Origin of the sequence: Salipiger sp. PrR003 (assembly GCF_010500785.1) — a bacterium.
Lineage (GTDB): Bacteria > Pseudomonadota > Alphaproteobacteria > Rhodobacterales > Rhodobacteraceae > Salipiger > Salipiger pacificus_A.
Window position 1 is genome coordinate 1 of sequence record NZ_JAAGOV010000033.1, and the last position, 24206, is coordinate 24206.

Genomic DNA, 24206 nt, shown 5'->3' on the forward strand with positions numbered 1-24206 from the left:
TATCCGCACCTTCGTCCGTGTCTACGAGTTGGGCAGCATGTCCGCCGCGGGCCGCGACCTGCGAATCTCACCGGCGGTCACTTCGGCGCGAATCTCGCAGCTCGAGGAGCATCTCAACGTGCGGCTCTTCCAGCGCACCACGCGCAACCTCGCCCCGACTGAGCAGGGTCGGGCCTTCTACGGGGGAGCGCGCGAAGTGCTCGAGGTGCTGGAGATGGCCGAGGCGCAGGTGGCCCAGCTCACCGACAACCCGAAGGGCTCGCTCTACGTCGCGGCGCCTCTCGGCGTCGGCAGGCGGCTGATCGCGCCCCATGTGCCCGGGTTCCTCAAGGAATACCCGGATGTGCAGATCCGCCTTCGCCTGTCGGATCGCAAGGTGGACCTGACAACCGAGGGGCTCGATCTGGCGTTCTTCCTCGGGACGCCCGAGGACAGCGCGCTGCGGATGCGCAAGATCGCCGATGTGCAGCGCGTGCTCGTCGCCGCGCCCTCCTACACCGCGCGGCGGGGCAACCCGACCTCGGGCGAGGCGCTGATCGCCCACCGCCACGAATGCCTCAACCTGCGCTTTCCCGGCGCCACCGAGTTCCAGTGGCGGCTGCGCACGCCCGAGGGGCCGAAACGCTTCGCCGTCTCCGGACGCTACGAATCCGATGACGGCGACGTGCTGACCGACTGGGCGCTGGCGGGCGAAGGGATCGCGCTGAAGCCGGTCTTCGAAGTGGCCGAATACCTGCGCATCGGCCGGTTGGTCCCGGTGGCCGAGGACACGCCGCCCGAGCCGATTCAAATGGCCTGCCTGTTCACCCATCGCAAGGGACAGGACCCCAAGACGCGGCTCTTCATGGATTACATCACCGACCGGGTCGGCGCGGCTATCCGGCAGGCCGAGGACCGCGCGACGGAAAGCGGGCGCTAGGGGCGCGCCGGGCTCCACGCAAGGTGGTTGAGGCAGCTTCAAACGGAAATTGAAAATCATCCGGCATTATCCGGATTACACCTTAGGGATGACCCGGAGGCAACACCGAAGGAGCCCGTCCCAGATGACGCTGCTGAGCCCGCTGACCGCACCCCGCTATCCCCCCGACATGACCGGATATGGCGAGTCCCCGCCCGCCGCGAACTGGCCGAACGGCGCGAAGATCGCGGTGCAGATCGTGGTGAATTACGAAGAAGGCGGCGAGAACAACATCCTGCACGGCGACGCCGCCTCCGAGGCCTTCCTGTCCGAGATCGTCGGCGCGGCGCCATGGCTGGGCCAGCGTCACTGGAACATGGAGTCGATCTACGAATACGGCGCCCGCGCCGGATTCTGGCGGCTGCACCGGCTGCTGAAGGACATCCCCGTCACCGTCTACGGCGTCGCCACCGCGCTTGCCCGTGCGCCAGAGCAGGTCTCTGCCATGCAGCGCGCCGGCTGGGAGATCGCCTCGCATGGGCTCAAGTGGGTCGAGCACAAGGACATGCCCGAGGAAGAGGAACGCGCGCAGATCCGCGAGGCGATCCGCTTGCACAGCCTTGTCACCGGCGCGCCGCCGCGCGGCTGGTACACCGGGCGCTGCTCGATGAACACCGTGCGTCTCGCCGCCGAGGAGGGGGATTTCGACTACATCGCCGACAGTTACGCCGACGACCTGCCCTATTGGGTGAAGGTCGGCAGCAAGGAGCAGCTGATCGTGCCCTATACGCTCGACGCCAATGACATGCGCTTCGCCTCGCCGCAGGGGTTCAACTCGGGCGACCAGTTCGAGACCTACCTGCGCGACAGTTTCGATACGCTTTATGAGGAGGGCCTCGCGGGGGCGCCGAAGATGCTGTCGATCGGCCTGCATTGCCGGCTCGTCGGTCGTCCGGGCCGGGTGGCGGCGCTGAAGCGGGTGCTGGCCCACATGGCCGCGCAGGAGGGCGTCTGGTTCGCCACCCGCGCGCAGATCGCCGAGCATTGGGCGACGGAGCATCCCGCGCCGACCGGCCCGCGCCCGTCGCGGATGGACCGCCGCGCCTTCGTGGAGGCCTTCGGCGGCGTCTTCGAGCACAGCCCTTGGATCGCCGAGGGCGCCCATGCGCTGGAACTCGGGCAGACCCATGACACCGCGCGCGGCGTTCATGCCGCGCTGGCGCGGGTCTTCCGCGCGGCCTCCGACGAACAGCGGCTTGCCGTGCTGACCGCGCACCCCGATCTGGCGGGCAAGCTGGCACAGGCCAAGCGGCTCACCGAGGAGTCGACCGCCGAGCAGGCGGGGGCGGGGCTCGATGCGCTGACCGATGCCGAGCGCGACGCCTTCACCGGGCTCAACGAGGCCTATACCGCGAAATTCGGCTTTCCCTTCATCATTGCCGTGCGTGACAACGACAAGGCCTCGATCATGAAGGCCTTTCACCGCCGCCTCGGCAATGATCGCGCCACCGAGTTCGACGAGGCGTGCAGGCAGGTCGAGCGCATCGCCGAGCTGCGCCTGATGGACAAGCTCGGCGCATGAGCCGGATCCTCGCCGAACCTCTTGCCGCCGCCGCCTTTGCCCCATTTGGCGAGGTGCTGGAGGCGGAGGGACCGCCTGACCGGATCATCAACCAGGGGCTGTGCGGACGTTTCCACGACCGCGCGACGCTCGACATGCTGGATGGCCACGCCGGGATCAGCCTCTTCAGGGCGGAGCCGCGCGCGCTGCCCTTGCGGCTCGAGATGGTCGAGCGCCACCCACAGGGCAGCCAGGCCTTTCTGCCGATGAGCCATGATCCGTTCCTCGTGGTTGTCGCCCCCGATGAGGGCGGCGTGCCGGGAACGCCCCGCGCCTTTCTCACCCGCCCCGGACAGGGGATCAATTTCCACCGCGGCACGTGGCACGGGGTGCTGACCCCGCTGCGCGCGCCGGGGCTCTTCGCCGTGATCGACCGGATCGGCGCGGGGCCAAACCTCGAGGAGCACTGGTTCGAAGAGCCTTACCTCGTTCACGCCACCGCGTGAGGAAGCCGGCAGCAAGACCGGCCCCGCGCCCCAGCAGGGAGCACCCCAAGACATGACCGACCACCGCATCGGAACGCCCGAGCAATTGCGCGATCCGAACTTCACCCCCGCGCTCAGCCGCGCCATCCCGCTCGGCATCCAGCACGTGCTGGCGATGTTCGTCTCGAACGTGACCCCGGCGATCATCGTCGCGGGCGCGGCGGGTTTCGGCTTCGGCTCGAACAGCCCCGACTTCCCGGAACTGCTCTACCTCATCCAGATGTCCATGCTCTTTGCCGGGGTGGCGACGCTGTTCCAGACACTGACGCTGGGGCCGATCGGGGCGGGCCTTCCGATCGTGCAGGGCACAAGCTTTGCCTTCATCCCGATCATGATCCCGCTGGTCGCGGGCAAGGGGGTCGACGGGCTTGCAGCCATGTTCGGCGGCATCCTCGCGGGCGGCCTCTTCCACGCGCTCCTTGGCACGGTGATCGGCCGCATCCGCTTTGCGTTGCCGCCGCTGGTGACCGGGCTGGTCGTCACGATGATCGGCCTCGCGCTGGTCAAGGTCGGCATCGAATACGCGGCGGGCGGCGTTCCGGCCAAGGAGGCCGGGCTCGCCAGCTACGGGTCTTGGGCAAGCTGGTCGGCGGCGCTGGTGGTGCTGGCGGTGACGCTGGGGCTGAAGTTCTTCGCCCGCGGCATGCTCAGCATCTCGGCGGTGCTGGTGGGCATTCTCGTGGGCTATATCTACGCGATCTTCACCGGGCTGCTGTCGTTCGACGCCATCGCCGGCTCGTGGCAGAACGCCGCCGCCTTCTCGCTGCCGCAGCCGTTCCGCTACGGCATCGAGTTCACGGTCGCCGGGGTCATCGGCTTTTGCCTGATGGCCTTCGTCTCGGCGGTCGAGACCGTCGGCGACGTTTCGGGCATCACCAAGGGCGGCGCGGGCCGCGAGGCCACCGACCGCGAGATCGCCGGGGCCACCTATGCCGACGGTGTCGGCTCGGCCATCGCCGGGATCTTCGGCGGCCTGCCCAACACCTCGTTCAGCCAGAACGTCGGGCTCATCGCCATGACCGGCGTGATGAGCCGCCATGTGGTGACCATCGGCGCGATCTTCCTGATTGTCTGCGGGCTGGTGCCGAAGGTCGGCGGCGTGATCCGCACCGTGCCGATCGAGGTTCTCGGCGGCGGCGTCATCGTGATGTTCGGCATGGTCGTCGCCTCGGGTATCTCGATGCTGTCCGACGTCGACTGGACGCGGCGCAACATGGTGATCTTCGCCGTGGCGCTCTCGGTCGGGCTCGGGTTGCAGCTCGAAGTGTTGAACGTCGCGCCGGGCGCGCCCAATGCGCTGCAGCACCTGCCCGACACGCTGCGCATCCTCGGCGCCTCGGGGATCCTGCCCGCAGCGGTGATCGCCATCGCGCTCAACCTCGTGCTGCCGAAGGAGCTGGCCGAGGAATCCACCGAAGAGGTTTCGGGCGGCATGGCCGGCCATCGCGGAGAGGAGCCGCGCGGCGAGAGCGCCTGACCCCATCGATCCTTCGCGGAAGCTGCGGCGCGCCCCTCGGGGCGCGCCGTTTGCATTCGGGAGAGCGCCGGGCGACCTTCGGCCTTTTTCCGGGTGGGCACGGGGGCTGCATTCCACAAAAGAGAAAGGGCGGAGGCTTGCCGCCTCCGCCCCGCCCGTGCACCGCAGTAAGATGGCTCAGAAATCGACCTCGATCGCGATGCCCTTCTCGATGGCCAGATCGACCACAGCCGCGGCCACGGCCAGATCCTGCAGGCCGACGCCGGTGCCGTCGAAGAGGGTGATCTCCTCGGCCGAGCTGCGCCCGATGTGTGCGCCGCCGATCACCGCGCCGAGTTGGATGATGTCGGCGTCGCCGATCAGCCCTGCGGCGACCGCGTGCTGCGCCTCGCCGATCGAGACCGACTGCGCGACTTCGTCGGTGAACACCGTCGCCTTTGCCAGCAGCTCCGGCGCGGCCTCCTGCTTGCCCTTGGTGTCGGTGCCCATGCAGGCGATGTGGCAGCCCGGCGAGACGTGCTCGGCAAGAAGGATCGGCGCGAAGGAGGAGGTGATCGAAATGATCACATCTGCCTCGCGCATGCCCTCGAGTTCGACCGCCTCGAAGGGCAGGCCCGCCTCGGCGGCAACCTTCTCGAGGTTGGGCAGCATCTCGGGATGCAGGTTCCAGCCGATCACCTTGTCGAAGTCGCGCTGCTCGAGCGCGGCCCGCAGCTGGAAGGTCGCCTGGTGTCCCGCGCCGACCATGCCGATCACCCGGGCGTCCTCTCGCGCGAGATGGCGGATCGACACCGAGGAGGCGGCGGCGGTGCGCAGCGCCGTCAGCAGGTTGCCCCCGACCATGGCCTTTGCCCTGCCGGTATCGGGATCGAAGAGGAACACGGTGGACTGGTGGTTGATGAGGCCACGCTCTTCGAGGTTGTTGGGCCAGTAGCCGCCGGCCTTCAGCCCCAGTGTCAGGCCGGAGCGGTCGAACCCGCCCTTGAAGCCGTAGAGCGCGTCTTGGTGGCCGATGGCTTCACGGACCACGGGGAAGTTGTAGGCGTCTCCGGCGGCCATGGCGGCAAACACCTTCTCGACCGCGGCAAAGGCGGCCTCGCGAGTCATCAGGTCGGCGATCTCGCGTTCGGGAACGATGAGCATGGGGCTCTCCTTTCGTGAAAAAGGCCCGCGCGCCGGGACTATGGACGCGCGGGCAAGGCGCGCCCGCGGGGTGAGCGGGCGCGCGGGGCATGAGGGGGGGTGCGGTTCAGTAAGCCTTGCCGCGCGCCGAGACCGGCCAGAGCGTCTCGACCTTGCCGCCGCGCACGCCGACGTACCAGTCGTGGACATTGGCGGTGGGGTCGCAGTGGCCGGGCACCAGCTTCAGCTTGTCGCCGACCTTCAGCACGCCCGAGGGATCGGCGATCACGCCGTGCTCGTCCGAGCACTTGACGTATTCCACGTCGGTGCGCCCGTAGATCACCGGCAGGCCACTGTCGATGGACTGGGCCTTGAGGCCCGCGTCGCAAATCGCCTTGTCGGACTTGGCGTGGCTCATCACCTGGGTGAGGATGAAGAAGGCATTCTCCCATTCGCCGTCGTCGATGCGGTTGCCGTCCTTGTCACGGATCCGGCCGTAATCGGCATCCATGAAGGCGTAGGAGCCGCATTGCAGCTCGTTGTAGACGCCGGAGTTGCTCTCAAAATAGTAGCTGCCGGTGCCGCCGCCAGAGACCAGATCGGGCTTCAGGCCCACGGCCTCAAGCGCGGCGACGGCCTCCTTCACCTGCGCGATGGCAACGTTCAGCTTGTCGCGCCGCGCCTCGTAGCTGTCGAGGTGCTGCATGGCGCCCTGGTAGGCTTGGATGCCGGTGAATTCGAGGCCCTGGGCGGCATCGATGGCAAGCGCGATCTGCACAACCGCCTCGGAGGTGGTCACGCCGCAGCGGCCCGCGCCGCAGTCGATCTCGACGAAGCACTCGATGGTGGTGCCATGGCGCTGCGCGGCCTCTGCCAGCTCGGCCACATTGGCGAGGTCGTCGACGCAGACGATGATCTTCGCGCCGAGCTTCGGCAGCCGCGCCAGCCGGTCGATCTTGCGCGGATCGCGCACCTGGTTCGAAACCAGCACATCCTTGACGCCACCGCGCACGAAGACCTCGGCCTCCGACACCTTCTGGCAGCAGACGCCAATGGCCCCGCCGAGCCGGATCTGCAGCTTGGCCACGTCCACCGATTTGTGCATCTTGCCGTGCACGCGGTGACGCATGTTGTGGGCGCGGGCGTAGTCGCCCATCTTGCGGATGTTGCGCTCGAGCGCATCCAGATCGAGCACGAGACAGGGTGTCTGGATGTCCGCCGCGTCCATGCCCGGCAGGGCGGGCACGTCGAAGCCGACCTCGAGTTGGTCGAAAGTCACGGGTGCATTCATGGCTCAGGCTCCTTTGGTCCAGGGCAGACGGTCGAGATCGACATTGCCGCCGGTGATGATGAGACCGACGCGCTTTCCAGCGAAACGGTCGCGGTTCTTGAGGATTGTGGCAAGCGGCACGGCGCTCGATGGCTCCATCACGATCTTCATGCGCTTCCAGATCAGCTTCATCGCCTCGACGATTTCCTCTTCCGAGGCGGTGAGGATGTCGCTGACGTGGCTGGAGACGAAGTGCCAGGTCAGATCCTTCAGCGGCACCTTCAGCCCGTCTGCCACGGTCTCGGGCGCGTCATCGGCGATGATGTGCCCGGCCTTGAAGCTGCGGTAGGCGTCATCGGCCTGCTCGGGCTCGGCGGCGATGACCTGGACTTCGGGGGCGAGCGTGGAGAGCGTGAGACAGGTGCCCGAGATCATCCCGCCGCCGCCGATGGGCGCCACGACCATGTCGAGCCCGTCGGTCTGTTCCATGAACTCGCGCGAGCAGGTGCCCTGGCCCGCGACGACGCGGGGGTCGTTGTAGGGGTGGACGAAATCGCCCCCCGTCGCCGCCTGCACCTCGGCGAACACCGCCTCGCGCGAGCTGGTCGAGGGCTCGCATTCGGTGATGATCCCGCCGTAGCCGCGTACGGCGTCCTTCTTGGCCTGAGGCGCGCTCCGCGGCATCACCACGTTGCAGGGGATGCCGCGCCGCCCGGCGGCATAGCTCAGCGACAGCGCGTGGTTGCCCGAGCTGTGGGTGCAGACGCCGCGTGCCGCCTCGGCGTCCGTCAGGCTGAAGACCGCGTTGGAGGCGCCGCGCACCTTGAAGGCGCCGGCCTTCTGGAAGTTCTCGCACTTGAAGAAGAGCTGCGCGCCGGTGAGCTCGTTCAGGAAGGACGAGGTCAGGACCGGGGTGCGGTGGATGTGCGGCGTGATGCGGGCGTGGGCCGCCAGCATGTCGTCATAGGTGGGGATGCTCAGCGCGATATCCTTCATCACGCGGCCTCCTTCCGGACGAGCGCGGGGGTGGCGCGGTAGAACTCCTGCGCCGCCGCGACGCCCGAGCCGAGCGTGATGTCGAGCCCAAGGTCCTTCATGCACATCTCGGCGCAAGCGAGACCGGAAAGGGTCATCACATCGGTCAGGCTGCCGAGGTGGCCGATGCGGAACACCTTGCCGGCAACCTCGCCAAGCCCGGTGCCGAAGGCGACGCCATAGGTCTGCGCGGCGTGGCTGACAATGTCGGTGGCGTTGAACCCTTCGGGCGTGCGGATGGCGCTGACCGTGTCCGAGTAGACCTCGGGCGAGGCGGCGCAAAGTTCGAGGCCCCAGGCGCGGACCGCCGAGCGCACGCCTTCCGCGATGCGGTGGTGGCGGGCAAAGACGTTCTCCAGCCCCTCGTCCAGCAACAGGCGGCAGGCCTCGTTCAGCCCGTTCAGCAGGCCGACGGCGGGGGTGTAGGGGTAGGCGTTGTTGGCATAACCCTTCGCCATGTCCTGCACGTCGAAGAAGGTGCGCGGCAGCTTGGCGGTCTTTGTGGCCGCCATGGCCTTGTCGCTGAAGCCCACGATGGCAAGGCCCGGCGGCAGCATGAAACCTTTCTGCGAGCCGGTGACGGCGCAGTCGACGCCCCACTCGTCAAAGCGGAAATCCATCGAGGCGATCGAGCTGACGCCATCGACAAACAGCAGCGCCGGGTGGCCCGCGTCATCGAGCGCGCGGCGCACCGCGGCGATGTCCGAGCGCACGCCGGTGGCGGTCTCGTTGTGGGTGGCGAGAACCGCCTTGATACGATGCTGCTTGTCCGCGGCCAGGACCTCTGCGTAGCGCTCCGCGGGCAGGCCCTCGCCCCAGGGCGTCTCGACGACCTCGGCGTTCAGCCCGTGGCGCTGGCACATGTCGATCCAGCGGTGGCTGAACATGCCATTGCGCGCCGCCAGCACGGTGTCGCCAGGCGAGAGCGTGTTGCTCAGCGCCGTCTCCCAACCCCCGGTGCCGGTCGAGGGGAAGATGAACACCTCGGCGCGCGTGCTCTTCAGCACCTTGCGCACGCCCTCGCGGGCGGGGTGCAGGATCTGCCCGAACAGCGGCGAGCGATGGTCGATCGTCGGCATATCGCAGGCCTTGCGCAGGCGCTCGGGGATGTTGGTCGGGCCCGGAATGAAAACGGGGTTCTGAAAGCTCATGGCCACCTCCTCTGGTCGCTGGAAACGACCCTAACCGGAGGCGGCCCGCGGCGAAATTTTTTTGAAATCGTTTTTCAGAAATGAGCCAAGCAGGAAAAGCATTCGTTGTCAGTTGGTTGATTTTTTCATATCGTGAATTTCGCTTTCAAGATGAATGAAAGAGATTTTATGGATTCTCCTAAAGATGCCGAAATCACCCCCCGCCGTGCCCGCGGCCGGCCGCGTGGATGGGAGGACAACAGCGCGCAGAACACCATCAAGTCGCTCGACCGAGCGATGGAGGTGCTGGACTACCTGAGTGCCCGCCCAGGCCTCACGTTGTCGGAACTGGCGAGCGATCTGCAGCAATCCCCGGCCACGGTTTATCGCATCCTCGTCACCCTCGAAGGCCGGCGGATGGTCGAGTTCGATCCCACCGAGCAGCTCTGGCACGTCGGCCCGCAATCCTTTGTCATCGGCGCACGCTTCCTGCGCCGGACCAGCCTCGTCGAGCGGGCGCGACCTATCCTGCGCACGTTGATGGAAGACACGGGCGAGACGGCCAACCTCGGCATCGTGCGCGAGGCGTCGGTGCTTTTCGTCAGCCAGGTCGAGACACATGAGAGCATCCGCGCGTTCTTTCCGCCGGGCACGCTGTCGCCGCTGCATGCCTCTGGCATTGGCAAGGCGCTGTTGGCCGAGATGGCGGGGGAGCGCCTGGAGAAACTGCTGGCGCGGGACATGGAGCGCTTCACCGAGCACACGTTGGCCGAGCCGGAGGCACTGCGCGCCGATCTCGCGGCGATCCGGACGCGGGGCTATTCTATTGATGCAGAAGAAAAGAATCTGGGAATGCGCTGCATCGCGGCGGCGGTCTTCGATGTCTCGGGCGAGGCAGTGGCGGGCATTTCGGTGTCCGGCCCGACGATCCGTATGCGCGAGGAGAGCACAAACGAAACGAGCCGCGCGGTGATGCGCGCGGCCCGGGAGCTTACGGCGGCGATCGGCGGGGTCAGCCCGCCGGAGCGCTGACCTTGCGGGGCGCGGACATCGGCTGTGCCGCGCCCGACGGACGCAGCGCCATGTGCCGGTTGACGTCCTTGTAGAGCAGGTAGCGGAACCGGCCCGGACCGCCCGCGTAGCAGGCCTGCGGGCAGAAGGCGCGCAGCCACATATAATCCCCGGCCTCGACCTCGACCCAGTCCTGGTTGAGCCGGTACACCGCCTTGCCCTCGAGCACGTAGAGCCCGTGCTCCATCACGTGGGTCTCGGCAAAGGGGATCACCGCGCCGGGTTCGAAGGTCACAACCGTGACGTGCATATCGTGGCGCAGGTCCGACGGATCGACAAAGCGGGTGGTGGCCCATTTGCCGTCGGTGCCGGGCATGGGCGTGGGGGCGATGTCCTGCTCGTTGGCGATGATCACCTCGGGGTGGGGCAGGCCGGGCACTGCCTCGTAGGCCTTGCGGATCCAGTGGAAGCGCAGGATGTCTTCACCCGTGTTGCGCAGGCTCCAAAGCGTCGCGGGCGGCAGGAAGGCGTAGCCGCCCTCGCGCAGAACATGCGCCTCGCCTTCGACGGTCAGCACAGCTTCGCCGCCGACGACAAAGAGCACGCCCTCGGCGCCCGCGTCGGTCTCGGGATGGTCCGAGCCGCCGCCCGGCTGCACCTCCATAATGTACTGCGAGAAGGTCTCGGCAAAACCGCTGAGCGGGCGCGACAGCACCCACAGACGCGTGTCCTCCCAGAACGGGAGGAAGCTGGTGACGATGTCGCGCATCGTGCCCTTGGGGATCACCGCGTAGGCATCGGTGAACACCGCGCGGTCGGTCAGGAGCTGGCTTTGCGGCGGATGGCCGCCGGTGGGGGCGTAGTAGGAAGGGGTCTGGGTCATCTGGGGCTCCGATGGGAGGGGAACTGCCGGAAGTATGGGCCCTCCGGGCGGCGCGGGCGACAGGGCGCGGGGCGAAAAGTCCTTTTTGGAAAAAAGGATAATCGCGGCGCGGCTTTCGGATTTGCCGAAAGCCGCGCCCATGGATGCCTCATCTCGCCAGAGATGGCGGATGTGGCAGGGGCGGGTTCAGGCGGACTGCAGTTCGGGTCGCGGAGCGCGGACCGCTGCGTTTTTCTGCGGCAGGCCCGCGACATAGGTCTCTGCCACGGCGCGGTCGTCGCCAAGCATCTGAAGCACGAAAAGCTCTTCGCTCAGAGTCCCGGCCCGCTGCATGCGCAGGGCCATCGGCTCGGTCGCCGAGGAGTCGAGCACCACGATATCCGCCTCGGTCCCCGGCTCCAGCGTGCCGATCTTGTCCTCCAGCCCCAGCGCCACGGCATTGCCGCGGGTGATCCAGTGGAAAGCACGCAGCGGGTGGAGTTTCTGGCCCTGAAGCTGCAGCACCTTGTAGGCCTCGTTCAGGGTCTGCAGCATCGAGTAGCTGGTGCCCGCGCCGACGTCGGTTGCGATGCCATTGCAAATGCCGCGCGCGCGCAACCCGGCGTCGTCGAAGAGCCCGCTGCCAAGAAAGAGGTTCGAGGTCGGACAGAAGACGGGCTTGGCGCCGGTCTCGGCCAGCAGGTCGATCTCGCGGGGCTCGAGGTGGATCGAATGGCCGAGCAGCGTCTTGGGCCCAAGCAGGCCATACCGCTCGTAGACGCCAAGATAGTCCGGCGCTTCGGGGTAGAGGCTGAGCGTATAGGCGATCTCGTCGCGGTTCTCCGAGAGATGGGTCTGCAGGAAGCACTCGGGGTGCTCGGCGACGAGCGCGCCGGCCATTTCCATCTGCTCGGGGCTTGAGGTGATGGCGAAGCGCGGGGTGATGGCATAGCCGGCGCGGCCGCGGCCGTGCCAGCGGGCGATCAGCCGCTTGCTGGCGTCATAACCCGATTGCGGCGTGTCACGCAGCGCCTCGGGCGCGTTGCGGTCCATCATCACCTTGCCGCCGATCATCCGCATGTCGCGGCGCGCGGCAGCGGCAAAGAAGGCCTCGGCCGAGGTTTCGTGGACGGAAGCATAGGCGACCGCCGTGGTGGTGCCATGGGCGCAGAGCTGCGCCATCAGCCACTCTGCCATGGCCCCGGCATGGGCGGGATCGCCAAAGCGGGTCTCTTCGGGGAAGGTGTAGCTGTTGAGCCAGTCCAGCAGCTGCGCCCCCCAGGAGGCAATGACCTGCACCTGCGGGTAATGGATGTGGGTGTCGATGAAGCCGGGCATCAGCAGGTGCGGGCGGTGGTCCACCACCGGCACGCTCGGGGCCTGCCGGGCAAGCTGGTCGAAGGCGCCGCTGGCGCGGATCATCCCGCCCGCGATCAGGATCCCCCCATCCTCGATGTAGCGGTAGGCGGCATGGTCGTCGGGGCCCTGCGGCTCGGCGTTGAAACTGAGGATGCGTCCGCGCAGGAGCACTTGGTCGGTTTTCATCGGATCACCTTTCGGGGAGTTGGCCGGAGATCTGGCCGGGGATCTGGCGGGGGAGGGCATAGGGGCGCGGGCCGGGATATGGCCCGCGCCGGTGGGGTGAGGATCGCTCTGCCCGGATCACTCCGCGGGCGCGGCAGGCGGCTCCTCGACCACCACGTTCTGGTTCTGCGTCGCGCCTTCGCGGTGGAAGAGCGGGTAGATGTAGAGGAAGGCGGCGGCCATCAGGTAGCCGGCGGACACCGGGCCGAGCGCGGGCCAGTGCAGGCTGGCGCCATGGATGATCCCCACCAGCGACATGAGCGCGGCGGCGAGCGCGAAGCCCCCGGCATTGCGGAACCGCCCGTCGATCACGCTCGCGACGATCGCGCCCCAGATGAGCCCGGTGAGGATCGCACCCTGGCTCAGCGACAGGTGCCCCGCGAAATGCGCGCCCTGCTGCAGCAGCGCGGCGGTCAGCGCCTCGTCACCCAGCTGCGGCAGGCCCTGCACGCCGGTGGCCTGCAGCGCGCCCATCAGCGCCCCCCATTTGATCATCAGGAAGGACGACACATGCGGCATCATCGCGATGGTGACGGCGGCCATATGCGCAGGTTTGACGCAATGGGCGGTGTTGGTGATCAGGCTCAGCGCCACGAAGACCAGCACCGGCGCGGCGGCGGCCTCGGGGATCAGGTTGTTGAGGAAGGCCAGCAACCCGAGGAAGGCGGCCAGCGGAATGACCAGACCCACACCGATGATGTATCCCGCGTGCGCACCCATGCGCTTGTAGGCCGGGTGGCCGATATAGGCGGTGGTGGGGAAGGGCGAGCCGAAGACCGCGCCGATCATCGTGCCGAGCCCGTCGGTGATCTGGCACACGCCCACCGGGTAGTGATCGCCGGCGCTTTCCGCGCTCTCGACGTTGTTCATCGTCTCGATGAAGTTGTAGATCTGCACGGGCACCAGCACGAGGAAGAGCTCGGGGTTGGCGAAGAGATGGTTGATCCCCGCCATCAGGTCTCCGACATAGGGAAGCGGCGGATAGAAGCCGGTGCCCTCGAAGCTGATCCGCGCCTCGCCGATGCTGAACGCCACGGCGGTGCCGACAATGAGTGCCAGCAGGCCCGCGGGGATGTTGAACGGCAGGCGGAACTGCCCGACAAGCCCCCAGAGGATGATGATCATCGAGGCAAAGCCGATGTAGGGCTGCTCGAAGATGGTGGCCAAAGGCACGGTGCCGATGAACACCAGCGCGATGCCGCAGAGCGTGCCGAGCATCCCGGCGCGCGGCGTGACTCGCTTCAGCCAGGGCCCGACGATGGCACCGAGGGCGGCGACGATGCCTCCCATGAAGCCCGCGCCGATGCCGACCTGCCAGGCCAGCATCGGATCGTTGGTGGCCCAGTAGATCGGACCGATGACCCCGAAGAGATAGACGAACATCACCGGCGTCGAGATGCCGTAGGGCAGGGCCGTGACATCGCGCCCATGCCGTGCTGCGGCGCGCTTGGCAAGCACCACATAGGCCGCGACGCCCGACAGGATCGCCACCGCCGCGCCGGGCAGGATGCGGCCGTAGACGATCTCGGCGGGCATCCCGAAGACGAACTGGCAGACGCCCGCCAGCACCATCAGGTTGATCAGATTGTCGGTGAACAGCGCCCAGAAAGCACTGAAATCGCTGCGTGAGAACAGCGTGTAGTGATAACTCCCTTCCCGCATGTGGGATCTCCTCGGGTTGCTTGCGGTTGTCCCGCGCCGCCCGCTCCTCTTCGGGCGGACGCGGGGGTTATTCTGCGGCGAAAGCCATGGGCCGCGCCGCGCCTTGCTGGAGGGTGAGGGCGGTGAGCACCTCGGCCACGACAAAGGCGGCGATCACCTCGGGGCGCTTGTCGCGGCTGCCCTGTGCGCCGATCGGGCAGGTGAGGGCCTCGTCCGAGAGCCCGTCGCATTCATTCCGCGCGAAGCGGCGGAACTTCTCGCGTTTCGTGGCCGAGCCGATCAGCCCGACATAGCGCGCATCCTGCCGCTTTAGCGCCGCGGAGGCGCAGAGAAAGTCGAGCGCGTGGTCATGTGTCAGCACGATGAAGGCGCTGCCCGCCGGGGCCATGGCGATCTCCAGCTCGGGCAGGGCGCTGAGCACCGTGTCGACCTTCGCGGCGCAGAGCGCCAGCTCCTCGGCGCGCTCGTCCACCAGAAGGCAGCGGACGGGCAGGTGCTGCATGAGATCGGCCAGCGCGCGGCCGACATGGCCCGCGCCGTGGATCTGCACCATCGGCAGCGCGGCGGCCTCCTCCGCCGCGCGTGCCAGCGCAAGGCGCCGGTCCTGCGCGCCCATCCGGGTGAACGAGACCTCGACCCTGCCGCCGCAGCACTGCCCGATTTCGGGTCCAAGTGGCAGGTCGAGCGTCTCCGCGAGATCGCCCCGCGCCAGCATCCTCCGCGCGGCGGCGATGGCGCGGTGTTCGAGCTGGCCGCCGCCGATGGTTCCGTGACGCGCCGCCTCGGAGACATACATCTCGCAGCCGAGCTCGCGCGGCGAGGAGCCGCGCACCCGGCTCAGCCGCAGGCGGGCCATGGGGCCGGGCGCGGCGAGGAAGTTTTCCAGCGTGCTCATGACCGTCCCGCCAACCGCTCGACCGCCAGCAGCACGCGCTCGGGGGTCGCGGGGGCATCGAGGCGCGGGCATTCGCGGTAGTCGGCGACGCTCGCCACGGCCATCGACAGCGCTTCGAAGACCGAGATGCCCAGCATGAAGGGCGGCTCGCCCACGGCCTTGCTGCGCTTGATGGTGCGCTCGCGGTTCTGCGACCACTCGGCGAGGTTCACGTTGAAGACGCGCGGACGGTCCGAGGCGAGCGGGATCTTGTAGGTCGAGGGCGCATGGGTGCGCAGCGCGCCCTTGTCGTCCCACCAGAGCTCTTCAGTGGTGAGCCAGCCCATACCCTGCACGAAGGCGCCCTCGACCTGGCCGCGGTCGAGTACCGGGTTCAGCGAACGGCCCACGTCGTGCAGGACGTCGGTGCGCTCGACGCGGTATTCACCGGTCAGCGTGTCGATGGTCACTTCCGAGCAGGACGCGCCATAGGCGTAGTAATAAAACGGGCGCCCCTTGCCTGCCGCGCGGTCCCAGTGGATGTCGGGCGTCTTGTAAAAGCCAGCCGCAGAGAGGTGCACGCGGGCCATGTAGGCGGCCTTGATCACTTGCTCCCACGGCAGAAGCTGCGCGCCCAACTGCACATGTCCCGGCACGAAGCGCACCTCTTCCGGCGTCACGCCCCAGTGCCCCGCGGCGAACTCCACCAGCCGTGACTTGATCTGCTCGGCGGCATCGAGCGCGGCCATGCCATTGAGATCCGAGCCCGAAGAGGCGGCGGTCGCCGACGTATTGGGCACCTTCTCAGTGGTGGTGCGGGTGATCTTGATGCGCTCGAAATCCACCTGGAAGGCATCGGCCACCACCTGCGCCACCTTGGTGTTGAGCCCTTGGCCCATCTCGGTGCCGCCGTGATTGAGATGGATCGAGCCGTCCGAGTAGACGTGGATGAGCGCGCCTGCCTGATTGTAATGGGTGGCGGTGAAGGAGATGCCGAACTTCACCGGCGTCAGCGCGATGCCCTTGCGCAGCACGCCGCCCTGCGCGTTGAAGCCAAGAATATCGCGGCGGCGCTGCTGGTAGTCACAGCTTTCCTCCAACTCCGAGACCACCCGGCCGATGATGTTGTCGGTGACCTCCTGGTGGTAGGGGGTCAGGTTCCGCCCGTCGTGAGCATCGCCGTAGAAGTTTGCCTTGCGCACCTCCAGAGGGTCCTTGCCGAGCGCATAGGCGATCTCCTCGATCATCCGCTCGGCAGCGACCACCCCCTGCGGCCCGCCGAAGCCGCGGAAGGCGGTGTTCGAGACGGTGTTGGTCTTCATCGGGCGGCTCTGCAGCCGGACATGCGGATAGAAATAGGCATTGTCGGCATGGAAGAGCGCGCGGTCGGTGACCGGGCCGGAAAGGTCCGAGGACCAGCCGCAGCGGGCCGCGAAGCTGCCGTCGACCGCGCGAATGCGGCCGGCGCCGTCGAAAGCCACGTCGTAGTCGATGACGAAGTCGTGCCGCTTGCCGGTGGCGGTCATGTCCTGATCGCGGTCGGGGCGAATTTTCACCGGTCGGTTCAGGCGTTTGGCGGCCAGGGCCGAGACCACGGCGAAGAGGTTCATCTGGCTTTCCTTGCCGCCGAAGCCGCCGCCCATGCGCCGAACGTTGACCACCACGGCGTTGCTCGGGATGCCAAGGACATGCGCCACCATGTGCTGCGCCTCGCTCGGATGCTGGGTCGAGCAGTGCACCATCACGTCCTCGTCCTCGCCGGGCAGGGCAAAGGCGATCTGGCCCTCGAGGTACATGTGGTCCTGCCCGCCGACCGAGATCCGCCCCTGCAGCCGGTGCGGCGCTGCAGCCATCGCGCTCTCGACCTCGCCGCGCTCGAGCTTCAACGGCTCGGTGACGAGCGGATAGCCCGCCGCCTGCGCCGCGACCGGGTCCAGAGCGTGGGGCAGCGGGTCTGCGTCGACCTTTGCCAAGGCGGCGGCGCGGCGGGCGGCGTCGCGGGTTTCGGCGATCACTGCAAACAGCGGCTGACCATGGAACTCGATCTGTTCCGTAGGGAACACTGGCTCGTCGCCGCGCCCGGTGGGGCTGATGTCGTTCTGGCCGGGGATGTCGGCGGCGGTGAGCACGTCGACGACGCCCGGCGCGGCGCGCACCTCCGAGAGGTCGAGACCCTTCAGCGTGGCATGGGCGACGGTGGACACTCCGAGATAGGCGTGCAGCGTGCCCACCGGCTCGGCGATGTCGTCGGTGTACTCGGCAAGGCCCCGGACGTGCTTGATCGCGCTGTCGTGCTGGCGGTCCTCGTGGACCGCGCCGCGGATGTTGGGCTGATGTTTCATGGTTTTCCTCCCTCAGGCGCTCAGGCGGACGGGCAAACCGTCCTGTTCGAGAAAGAACCGCCGCAGCAGGTTCTGCGCGACACGCATCCGGTAGTCGGCGCTGGCCCGCCAGTCGCTGAGCGGGGCGAAATCCTCGGACATGGCGCGCGCGGCAGTGGCAAAGGTCGCCTCGCTCCACGGCTGGCCCTGCAACGCGGCCTCCGCGGTTGCGGCGCGTTTCGGCGTCGCGGCCATGCCGCCAAGCGCGATGCGGGCGTCGGTGATCATCCCGCCTTTCACCGTCACGCTGAGTCCCGCGGCGACGGCGGAGATGTCCTCGTCGCGGCGTTTCGAGATCTTGTAGGCGGCGCAGCGGGTGGCGGGGGACGGCAAGGGAATGCGGATGCTCTCGACGAACTCGCCAGGGCGGCGGTCCTGCTTGCCGTAGTCGACGAAGAACGCCTCCAGCGGCAGGCTCCGGCGGTCGGCAGCGTGGCGCAGGGTGACCTCCGCGCCGAGCGCGATCAGCACCGGGGGCGTGTCGCCAATGGGCGAGCCATTGGCGATATTGCCGCCGATCGTGCCCATGTTGCGCACCTGCCAGCCGGCGATGCGGTCCCAGTACGCGGAAAGATGCGGCAGGTGCTCGGCGATCAGTGGCTGCAGTTCGGAATAGCTGACACCGGATCCAAGGGTGATCGCCTCCGGGCTGACCTCGACAGATTTCAGCTCGGGCAGATGGGCGATGAAGATCGCCGGCGATATCGGGCGCAGGAACTTGGTGACCCAGAGGCCGACATCGGTGGACCCGGCGATCACCGTCGCCTGCGGATGCGCGGCATAGGCGGCGGCGAAATCATCAAGATCGGCGGGGAGGATGGCGCGGTTGTCGTCGGGGCCGGTCTCGACGCGGCGCCCGTCCTTCAGCGCTGTCAGCTCGGCGGCAACGCGGTCCCGCTCGAGGGTGAGGTGATCGGCCTCCGGCGTGCCGTACTGGCTTGCCGCCACGGCGGCGCGGATGATCGGCGCGTAGCCTGTGCATCGGCAGAGGTTGCCCTGAAGCGCGGTTTCCACCTGCGCTTCGGTCGGCTGCGGGATCTGCATCCAGAGCGCGTAGAGCGACATGATGATGCCCGGAGTGCAGAAGCCGCATTGCGCGCCGTGATGCTCGACCATCGCCCGCTGCACCGGGTGCAGCGCACCGTCGCGGCCCGAGAGGTGTTCGACTGTCACCACATGGCAGCCGTCGAGAGAGGCGGTGAAGCGGATGCAGGCGTTGACCGCTTCGTAGCGAAGCGCGCCCTCGTGCAGGCGGCCGACCAGCACGGTGCAGGCGCCGCAGTCGCCTTCGGCGCAGCCTTCCTTGGTGCCCGTGAGGCGGCGCTCGATCCGCAGGAAGTCGAGCAGGGTCTGGCTGGCGGGAACCTGGGGCAGGCTCACAGCCCTCCCGTTGAGCAGAAAGCGGATCTCGCTTCGGTGCGTCATGCATCCCTCCGTGGCTGAGCATGTGGCTGGGTGATCGGAGGCGACGCTAGCGCAAGGCACTCTCTCTGAATACGCGTGGTTTCGCCAAGGACTTTATACAGATCGTTGATAATGATCTGTCGCGGCGCGTAGTATGCCGGGGCAGAGGAGCCGAACCATGCAATACATCGAGAGCCTGCGGGTGTTTGTCCGGGTGGTCGAACTGGGCAGCATCACATCGGGTGGGCGCGATCTTCGGCTGACACCGGCGGTGGCGAGCAAGCGGATCAAGGAACTGGAAAGTCGGCTCGGCGTCCGGCTTTTCAACCGCACCACCCGGTCGATCACCCCGACCGAGGTTGGTCGCGTGTTCTACGATCAGGCGCGCACGGTGCTGGCCTCGGTGGACGAGGCCGAAGCGGTGGTGGCGAATTTCTCCGAGACGCCGCGCGGCGCGCTGCGGGTGACGGCGCCGCTGGGGATCGGGCGGCGCATCATCGCGCCGCTGGTGCCCGAGTTCACCGAAAGATATCCCGAAGTGCAGGTGCAGATGCGGCTGTCGGACCGGCTGGTGGACATGATGGGCGAGCGGCTTGACGTGGCCTTCTTCCTCGGGGTGCCGAAGGATTCAAACCTTAAGCTGCGGCACATTCATGATTGCCCGCGCGTGCTCTGCGCCGCGCCTGCCTATCTCGAAAAACGCGGCATCCCCGCCGCGCCCGAGGACCTGCTCGGGGGGCGGCACAATTGCCTTCTTCTGCGGTATCCCCGTTCGCCCGAGTATTTCTGGCAGCTACGGACCGCCACGGGGTTGCGCCGACTGGAGGTGGAGGGCCCCTTCGATGCTGACGACGGCGACGTGCTGACCCGCTGGGCGCTGGACGGCCATGGCATCGTCAACCGGCCGCGGCTCGAGGTCGCGCAGCATCTGCGCAGCGGCGCGCTGATCGAAGTGCTGCCCGACACGCCGCCGATGCCTTCGACTCTCGGCTGCCTCTTCCAGCATCGGAAATTGCAGGACCCGAAGATCAGACTCTTCGTCGATTACATGGCGGCCGCCGTGAAGACGTCGATCGCGGGGGGTGAGAGCGCGGAATAACCTGCCGAGGGCGGAGCGCGCACGATCGTCGCACGGGTCTGCATCGCAGGCGCCGAGTTACGGCATCTTGTGAACCAGAGACAGGGGTGGCTTCAGCCCCCTTGATCGCGGCCCTTTCGTCGCCACGGAAGAGGGGCGGTTTCCCGGGCGTCTCGTTGCGGCCTGCGCCGCCGGATGCCGCCGGTCGGCAGGCAGCCCTGCGTCGTCAGCGCCGCGAACATCTTGCTGATTCACAGCCGCGCCTTCCCGGGTCTTCGGCGGCGACATCGCGCGTGTCGTCATCTGAGCCGGTGGGACCGAGGCATAGCAGGATGAAGTCTGAGAGATCAGGCGGGCGGCCACATGCGGTTGAACACCCCGTCGCGCTTTACCAGCCCGTGCAGCGCGGCGGCGCCTATGTGCACGGCGATGAGCAAGATCAGAACGGTCTTCGCCAGCTCGTGAAAGCCGCTGGCGGATTTTGCCAGCGCCTCGTTCTTGCCAACCATTCCGCCGAGCAGCGGGTCCCAGACCTCCATCGGGAACCCGCCGGCCTGCACCCGGACGATGCCGGAGATCACCATCGCCACCAGCACGATGTAGAGCAGCCAGTGCACCCCCTTCGCCGCCAGCGCCTGCAGCGCCGGCACAGTGGCGGGAAGCGGGGGCGGTGGAGAGATCAGCCGCAGCGCGAGCCGCAAGGCGACAAGCAACAGGATGATCGGGCCGATGTTCTTGTGAAAGAGAAAGAGCGCGTCTTGCTGCGCCCGGGGCAGCCCTTCCTGCACCATGATCAGCCCCGCGGGGATGGTGGTGAAGACGAGCAGTACCGTCAGCCAGTGCAGCACCCGAGCCGCACGTGAATAGCGAGGGGAATGCCCTGTCTGGGACAGGCTTGCCATGCGCCCACCTCCCGGTTCTGAGCTGTCACAGCGTAGTGAGTATCTGCCCCAACGTAAAGGGCGGTGCTTGACAGGCTCTGACATGGCAGCACTTCATTCGAGATGGATCTGCCGCCGCCCCACCTGCAGCGCGCCCCGGCTCTGACCGGTGCAAGGACGCCTTTCGCGTCCCTGATGCTGCTGGCCACTGGCTTTGCGATCGCGCTCTTTGCGCTGTCGTGGTGGCTGGTCGGATCGGCGATGCTGCTGCCAGTGCTGGGCTTTGGGCTGGGGGCGTGCATCGCGGGCCACTTCCTGCTGCGGCACTGGACCGCGCCGCGGCTCGGCTATGCCAATGCGCTCACCCTCGGCAGGCTGGCGCTGGCGGCGCTCATGCTGGTGCCCTTGGCGCGCCCCGGGCTGACCGAGGGCGCGTCGGGCTGGGGTTTCTTCTGCCTCGCCTTGCTCACTTTGGCGCTCGATGGGGTCGACGGCCCGCTGGCCCGGCGCAGCGGACTGGATGGACCATGGGGCGCGCGGTTCGACATGGAGGTCGACAGCGTCTTTGCCCTGTTGCTCGCGGCGGTCGCCTGGCGCAGCGGCGCGGCGGGAGGCTGGGTGCTGCTTCTGGGCAGCCTGCGTTACCTTTTCGTGACCGCGAGCATGCTCTGGCCGTGGCTGACCGCGCCATTGCCACAGCGGGTCCGCCGCAAGCTGGTCTGCGTGGTGCAGATCGCGGTGCTGGCGGCGCTGCTCGCGCCGGTGGCCGTGCCGCCGTGGTCCGAGGTCGCGGCGCTGCTGGCACTGGCGCTGCTGGTGTGGTCCTTCGCGCGCGACGTTCTCTGGCTGGCGAGGCGGCGGTGACCGGGCCCGGCATGGCAGCGACGCTCCGCCTCTGGTTGGCGCTTGTCCTCTCGGCGGTGCTTGTCGATCTTGTCCTGGTCCTGCCGAACCACCCGGATGCGCTGCACTGGCCTGCGCTGGCGATGGTGCCGCTGGAATTGCCGGTGCTGCTGCTGGGCATGCTGGCGCTTGGCGGGCACGCCCGGCCGCTGGCAATCGCAGCCACCGCGGCGCTCACCCTGATCACGGCGCTCAAGCTGGCTGATCTTTCCGCCTATGCCGCCTTCGGTCGGGGCTTCGATCCGCTGGCGGACATGCATCTTGTGCCGGCCGCGGCGCATTTGCTGCGCGGCAGCGCGGGACTGGCGGGCGCTCTGGCAATCGGCGCAGCGCTGGCGCTGCTGCTGGGCGGCGCGATGATCCTTCTCTACCGTGCGCTGCGGTTATGGGCCCGCAGCGGCAGTCGGCTCCCGGGCGGCCTGCGGCTCTTGGCGGGCGGGGTCGCGCTGGTGTTCGCGCTGCTCTGCGCTGCCGAGATCCGCACGGCGCTCAATGGCTGGCAGGGCTGGCGCCCGCCCGGCAGCGCGTTCACCGCGCGGCTGACGGCCGAGCATATCCGAGGCTTCGCCCGCGCGCGTGCCGCATTGGCCGAGTTCGAGCGCGCCGCCGCCGAGGATCCCTGGGCCCGCCGCGGCAATCTTCTGTCGAAACTCGCGGGGCGCCCGGTGGTGATCGTCTATGCCGAAAGCTACGGACGCGCGGCCTTTGACAACCCGCTCTATGCGCCGCGCCATCTCGCCACGCTGCACGCCGGAGAGGCGGCGCTGGCGCAGGCCGGGCTGGCGGCGCGCTCCGGCTGGCTGGCCTCGCCGGTGCAGGGCGGCCAGAGCTGGCTGGCCCATGCGACGCTCGCGGCGGGCGTGCAGGTCAGCGACCAGCGGCGCTATCGCGCCTTTCTGGCGAGCGCGCGGCAGACCCTGTTTACCCTCGCCGCGCGCTCGGGCTACCGGACGATGGCGGTGGCCCCGGCGATCGTGATGGATTGGCCCGAGGGACCGGCCATGGGGTTTCAGGAGATCCGCGCCGCCGCCGACCTCGGCTATCGCGGGCTGCCCTTCAACTGGGTGACCATGCCCGACCAGTACACGCTGGCGGCTTTCGACCGGGCGACCCTCGATCATGAAGAGCCGCTGATGACCGAGATCGCGCTGATCTCCAGCCATGCCCCCTGGACGCCGGTGCCGCAAATGGTGCCTTGGGAAAAAATCGGTGATGGCAGCATCTTCGACGCCGAGGCCACTCTCGGACCCAGCCCCAAGCAGGTCTGGGCTGATCCGGACCGCATCCGCGATCACTATGGCCGCTCGCTCGATTACACGCTGCGCACGGTGCTTTCTTGGGCAACGCTGCCACGCGGCCTACCGCCGCTCCTTATCCTGCTTGGCGACCATCAGCCCGCCGAATTCGTTGCGCAGGCGGGCGGCAAGGATGTGCCCATCCATCTCATCGGCCCGGCGGATACGCTGCGTCTCTTCGATGAATGGGGCTGGGCAGAAGGGTTGAAGCCCGCTGCCGCGCAGGAGGTCTGGCCGATGGCCGCGTTCCGAGACCGGTTCTTGCGCGCGACCAGCGAAGCGGGCGCCGAGAAGCGGGCAGACGGATCATGAGTGCGCTGCGTCTTTGTCTGCCGCTCGCGCTGATCGGGCTCTGTCTCTGGCTTGCCGATGGGGGCGAAGCTCTGCAGAGGCTCTTGGACGTCGCGCCAGGGTGGGGGCTGGCCACGCTGGGGCTGCTCAACGCGGTCACGCTGCTGTCGGCGCTGCGCTGGCAGCGAACCGCCAAGGCCCTGGGGCTTGAGCTGACGCGGAGCGATGCGGTGCGAGAGTATTACATGGCGCAATTTGTCAACCAGACCCTGCCCGGAGGCGTGCTTGGCGACGCGGCGCGGGCCGCGCGCAGCCGCCGGAGCGGCCCGCTGAGTCGCGCCGCGCAGGCGGTGGTGCTGGAACGCGCGGCGGGGCAGGCGGGCATGGCGATGGTCGCTCTCTCGGGCGCTGTTCTATTGCTCGCAGGCTCAGACCGCCCCGCGCAGGTCACGGGGCTCTCCGCCAGCCTTTGGCTGCCCGCCGCGGCATTGGCCATGCTGCCGGGCGCGCTTGCCTTGCTGCTTGCCAGCCGCAGGGGCCGGGCGAATGGCTGGCGCAGGGCCGCGCACACGGCACTCCTGGGCGACTGGCCCGCGCAGGCGGCGCTGTCGCTCACCATCGCCGTGCTGACCGTGGCCGCCTTCGTCACCGCCACGCGGGCCAGCGGCAGCCAGCTGCCCATAGGCAAGGCCGCGCTCATCGTGCCGCTGATCCTGGCCGCGATGCTTTTGCCGGCCTCTGTCGCCGGCTGGGGTTGGCGCGAGGGCGCGGCGGCGGCGCTCTTTCCGATTGCCGGCCTGGACGCCGGGGCGGGGCTGGCGGCCAGTATCACCTTCGGCCTCATCAGCCTGTGTGCGGCGCTGCCCGGGGCCTTTTTCCTGCGCCGCGCGCCGCAGACGGCACCAAGGACCTCTGTCGGCATTGCCTCAACCCCTGACTAAG

20 protein-coding genes are annotated in these 24206 nt (G+C 68.0%); 9 read left to right on the plus strand and 11 right to left on the minus strand.

What is annotated here, in order from left to right; genetic code table 11:
- The first annotated feature begins 1 nt into the window (after position 1).
- The 4 genes from G0D83_RS09160 (at position 2) to G0D83_RS09175 (ending at position 4481) form a co-directional block, all read left to right on the plus strand.
- On the plus strand, positions 2–919 hold the full coding sequence (locus tag G0D83_RS09160; protein WP_370457206.1) for a LysR family transcriptional regulator: 918 nt from the start codon (positions 2–4) through the stop codon (positions 917–919).
- Between the two features lie 124 nt (positions 920–1043).
- Positions 1044–2480, plus strand: a complete 1437-nt coding sequence (puuE, locus tag G0D83_RS09165; protein WP_235958017.1) for an allantoinase PuuE — start codon at positions 1044–1046, stop codon at positions 2478–2480.
- On the plus strand, positions 2477–2965 hold the full coding sequence (locus tag G0D83_RS09170; RefSeq protein WP_164192386.1) for an ureidoglycolate lyase: 489 nt from the start codon (positions 2477–2479) through the stop codon (positions 2963–2965). Before puuE ends, G0D83_RS09170 begins: the two co-directional genes overlap by 4 nt.
- A gap of 52 nt (positions 2966–3017) precedes the next feature.
- Positions 3018–4481, plus strand: coding sequence for a uracil-xanthine permease family protein (locus G0D83_RS09175; protein ID WP_164192390.1), 1464 nt, complete (start codon positions 3018–3020; stop codon positions 4479–4481).
- A 177-nt stretch (positions 4482–4658) separates the two neighbouring features.
- On the opposite strand, the gene bhcD is transcribed toward G0D83_RS09175, so the two are convergent.
- The 4 genes from bhcD to bhcA form a co-directional block, all read right to left on the minus strand.
- On the minus strand, positions 4659–5624 hold the full coding sequence (gene bhcD / locus G0D83_RS09180; RefSeq protein WP_164192393.1) for an iminosuccinate reductase BhcD: 966 nt from the start codon (positions 5622–5624) through the stop codon (positions 4659–4661).
- A 106-nt stretch (positions 5625–5730) separates the two neighbouring features.
- Positions 5731–6894 carry a 3-hydroxy-D-aspartate aldolase BhcC gene (gene bhcC / locus G0D83_RS09185; RefSeq protein WP_164192397.1) on the minus strand — a complete coding sequence of 388 codons (1164 nt, stop codon included), beginning with the start codon at positions 6892–6894 and terminating at the stop codon, positions 5731–5733.
- A gap of 3 nt (positions 6895–6897) precedes the next feature.
- Entirely contained in the window at positions 6898–7869 is a 972-nt protein-coding gene (gene bhcB / locus G0D83_RS09190) for a beta-hydroxyaspartate dehydratase BhcB (protein ID WP_164192400.1), read from the minus strand.
- Positions 7869–9059, minus strand: coding sequence for an L-aspartate--glyoxylate aminotransferase BhcA (gene bhcA, locus G0D83_RS09195; protein ID WP_164192403.1), 1191 nt, complete (start codon positions 9057–9059; stop codon positions 7869–7871). The genes bhcB and bhcA overlap by 1 nt, the downstream gene beginning before the upstream one ends.
- Before the next feature lie 168 nt (positions 9060–9227).
- Between bhcA and bhcR the strand changes: the two genes are divergently transcribed.
- Positions 9228–10070 carry an HTH-type transcriptional regulator BhcR gene (gene bhcR / locus G0D83_RS09200; RefSeq protein ID WP_164192406.1) on the plus strand — a complete coding sequence of 281 codons (843 nt, stop codon included), beginning with the start codon at positions 9228–9230 and terminating at the stop codon, positions 10068–10070.
- Here bhcR and G0D83_RS09205 read toward each other — a convergent pair.
- From G0D83_RS09205 to xdhA, 6 genes are all read right to left on the minus strand, one after another.
- On the minus strand, positions 10051–10932 hold the full coding sequence (locus G0D83_RS09205; RefSeq protein WP_164192409.1) for a bifunctional allantoicase/(S)-ureidoglycine aminohydrolase: 882 nt from the start codon (positions 10930–10932) through the stop codon (positions 10051–10053). The genes bhcR and G0D83_RS09205 overlap by 20 nt on opposite strands.
- 186 nt (positions 10933–11118) lie before the next feature.
- Positions 11119–12456: a guanine deaminase gene (gene guaD / locus G0D83_RS09210; RefSeq protein ID WP_164192412.1), complete on the minus strand. Its 1338-nt coding sequence runs from the start codon at positions 12454–12456 to the stop codon at positions 11119–11121.
- A 117-nt stretch (positions 12457–12573) separates the two neighbouring features.
- Positions 12574–14157, minus strand: a complete 1584-nt coding sequence (locus G0D83_RS09215) for a xanthine/uracil/vitamin C permease (protein ID WP_164192417.1) — start codon at positions 14155–14157, stop codon at positions 12574–12576.
- Positions 14158–14224: 67 nt separating this feature from the next.
- The gene (gene xdhC / locus G0D83_RS09220) at positions 14225–15052 is read right to left on the minus strand and encodes a xanthine dehydrogenase accessory protein XdhC (protein WP_235939903.1); all 828 of its coding nucleotides are present in this window, start codon (positions 15050–15052) and stop codon (positions 14225–14227) included.
- A complete protein-coding gene (xdhB, locus tag G0D83_RS09225) occupies positions 15049–17373 on the minus strand; it encodes a xanthine dehydrogenase molybdopterin binding subunit (protein WP_164192420.1) in 2325 nt (774 codons plus the stop codon). The genes xdhC and xdhB overlap by 4 nt, the downstream gene beginning before the upstream one ends.
- A gap of 12 nt (positions 17374–17385) precedes the next feature.
- Positions 17386–18837, minus strand: a complete 1452-nt coding sequence (gene xdhA / locus G0D83_RS09230; protein ID WP_164192424.1) for a xanthine dehydrogenase small subunit — start codon at positions 18835–18837, stop codon at positions 17386–17388.
- A 157-nt stretch (positions 18838–18994) separates the two neighbouring features.
- Between xdhA and G0D83_RS09235 the strand changes: the two genes are divergently transcribed.
- Positions 18995–19915 carry a LysR family transcriptional regulator gene (locus tag G0D83_RS09235; protein WP_108970133.1) on the plus strand — a complete coding sequence of 307 codons (921 nt, stop codon included), beginning with the start codon at positions 18995–18997 and terminating at the stop codon, positions 19913–19915.
- A 326-nt stretch (positions 19916–20241) separates the two neighbouring features.
- On the opposite strand, the gene G0D83_RS09240 is transcribed toward G0D83_RS09235, so the two are convergent.
- Positions 20242–20796 carry a cytochrome b gene (locus G0D83_RS09240; RefSeq protein ID WP_164192427.1) on the minus strand — a complete coding sequence of 185 codons (555 nt, stop codon included), beginning with the start codon at positions 20794–20796 and terminating at the stop codon, positions 20242–20244.
- A 102-nt stretch (positions 20797–20898) separates the two neighbouring features.
- Here G0D83_RS09240 and G0D83_RS09245 point away from each other — a divergent pair, with 102 nt between their 5' ends.
- From G0D83_RS09245 to G0D83_RS09255, 3 genes are read left to right on the plus strand one after another with little or no spacing between them, the layout of a single operon-like run.
- A complete protein-coding gene (locus G0D83_RS09245) occupies positions 20899–21639 on the plus strand; it encodes a CDP-alcohol phosphatidyltransferase family protein (RefSeq protein ID WP_235939909.1) in 741 nt (246 codons plus the stop codon).
- A gap of 11 nt (positions 21640–21650) precedes the next feature.
- Positions 21651–23285 (plus strand): sulfatase, encoded by a 1635-nt coding sequence (locus G0D83_RS09250; protein ID WP_164192430.1) that lies wholly within the window; start codon positions 21651–21653, stop codon positions 23283–23285.
- Positions 23282–24205 (plus strand): lysylphosphatidylglycerol synthase transmembrane domain-containing protein, encoded by a 924-nt coding sequence (locus G0D83_RS09255; RefSeq protein WP_164192434.1) that lies wholly within the window; start codon positions 23282–23284, stop codon positions 24203–24205. Before G0D83_RS09250 ends, G0D83_RS09255 begins: the two co-directional genes overlap by 4 nt.
- Position 24206 lies beyond the last annotated feature (1 nt).

Excerpts from the sequence above, each read along its gene's own strand:
- puuE (WP_235958017.1), top strand. The coding sequence starts at position 1,044 with ATGACGCTGCTGAGCCCGCTGACCGCACCCCGCTATCCCCCCGACATG.
- G0D83_RS09170 (WP_164192386.1), top strand. The coding sequence starts at position 2,477 with ATGAGCCGGATCCTCGCCGAACCTCTTGCCGCCGCCGCCTTTGCCCCA.
- G0D83_RS09175 (WP_164192390.1), top strand. The coding sequence starts at position 3,018 with ATGACCGACCACCGCATCGGAACGCCCGAGCAATTGCGCGATCCGAAC.
- bhcD (WP_164192393.1), bottom strand. The coding sequence starts at position 5,624 with ATGCTCATCGTTCCCGAACGCGAGATCGCCGACCTGATGACTCGCGAG.
- bhcC (WP_164192397.1), bottom strand. The coding sequence starts at position 6,894 with ATGAATGCACCCGTGACTTTCGACCAACTCGAGGTCGGCTTCGACGTG.
- bhcB (WP_164192400.1), bottom strand. The coding sequence starts at position 7,869 with ATGAAGGATATCGCGCTGAGCATCCCCACCTATGACGACATGCTGGCG.
- bhcA (WP_164192403.1), bottom strand. The coding sequence starts at position 9,059 with ATGAGCTTTCAGAACCCCGTTTTCATTCCGGGCCCGACCAACATCCCC.
- bhcR (WP_164192406.1), top strand. The coding sequence starts at position 9,228 with ATGGATTCTCCTAAAGATGCCGAAATCACCCCCCGCCGTGCCCGCGGC.
- G0D83_RS09205 (WP_164192409.1), bottom strand. The coding sequence starts at position 10,932 with ATGACCCAGACCCCTTCCTACTACGCCCCCACCGGCGGCCATCCGCCG.
- guaD (WP_164192412.1), bottom strand. The coding sequence starts at position 12,456 with ATGAAAACCGACCAAGTGCTCCTGCGCGGACGCATCCTCAGTTTCAAC.
- G0D83_RS09215 (WP_164192417.1), bottom strand. The coding sequence starts at position 14,157 with ATGCGGGAAGGGAGTTATCACTACACGCTGTTCTCACGCAGCGATTTC.
- xdhC (WP_235939903.1), bottom strand. The coding sequence starts at position 15,052 with ATGAGCACGCTGGAAAACTTCCTCGCCGCGCCCGGCCCCATGGCCCGC.
- xdhB (WP_164192420.1), bottom strand. The coding sequence starts at position 17,373 with ATGAAACATCAGCCCAACATCCGCGGCGCGGTCCACGAGGACCGCCAG.
- xdhA (WP_164192424.1), bottom strand. The coding sequence starts at position 18,837 with ATGACGCACCGAAGCGAGATCCGCTTTCTGCTCAACGGGAGGGCTGTG.
- G0D83_RS09235 (WP_108970133.1), top strand. The coding sequence starts at position 18,995 with ATGCAATACATCGAGAGCCTGCGGGTGTTTGTCCGGGTGGTCGAACTG.
- G0D83_RS09240 (WP_164192427.1), bottom strand. The coding sequence starts at position 20,796 with ATGGCAAGCCTGTCCCAGACAGGGCATTCCCCTCGCTATTCACGTGCG.
- G0D83_RS09245 (WP_235939909.1), top strand. The coding sequence starts at position 20,899 with ATGGATCTGCCGCCGCCCCACCTGCAGCGCGCCCCGGCTCTGACCGGT.
- G0D83_RS09250 (WP_164192430.1), top strand. The coding sequence starts at position 21,651 with ATGGCAGCGACGCTCCGCCTCTGGTTGGCGCTTGTCCTCTCGGCGGTG.
- G0D83_RS09255 (WP_164192434.1), top strand. The coding sequence starts at position 23,282 with ATGAGTGCGCTGCGTCTTTGTCTGCCGCTCGCGCTGATCGGGCTCTGT.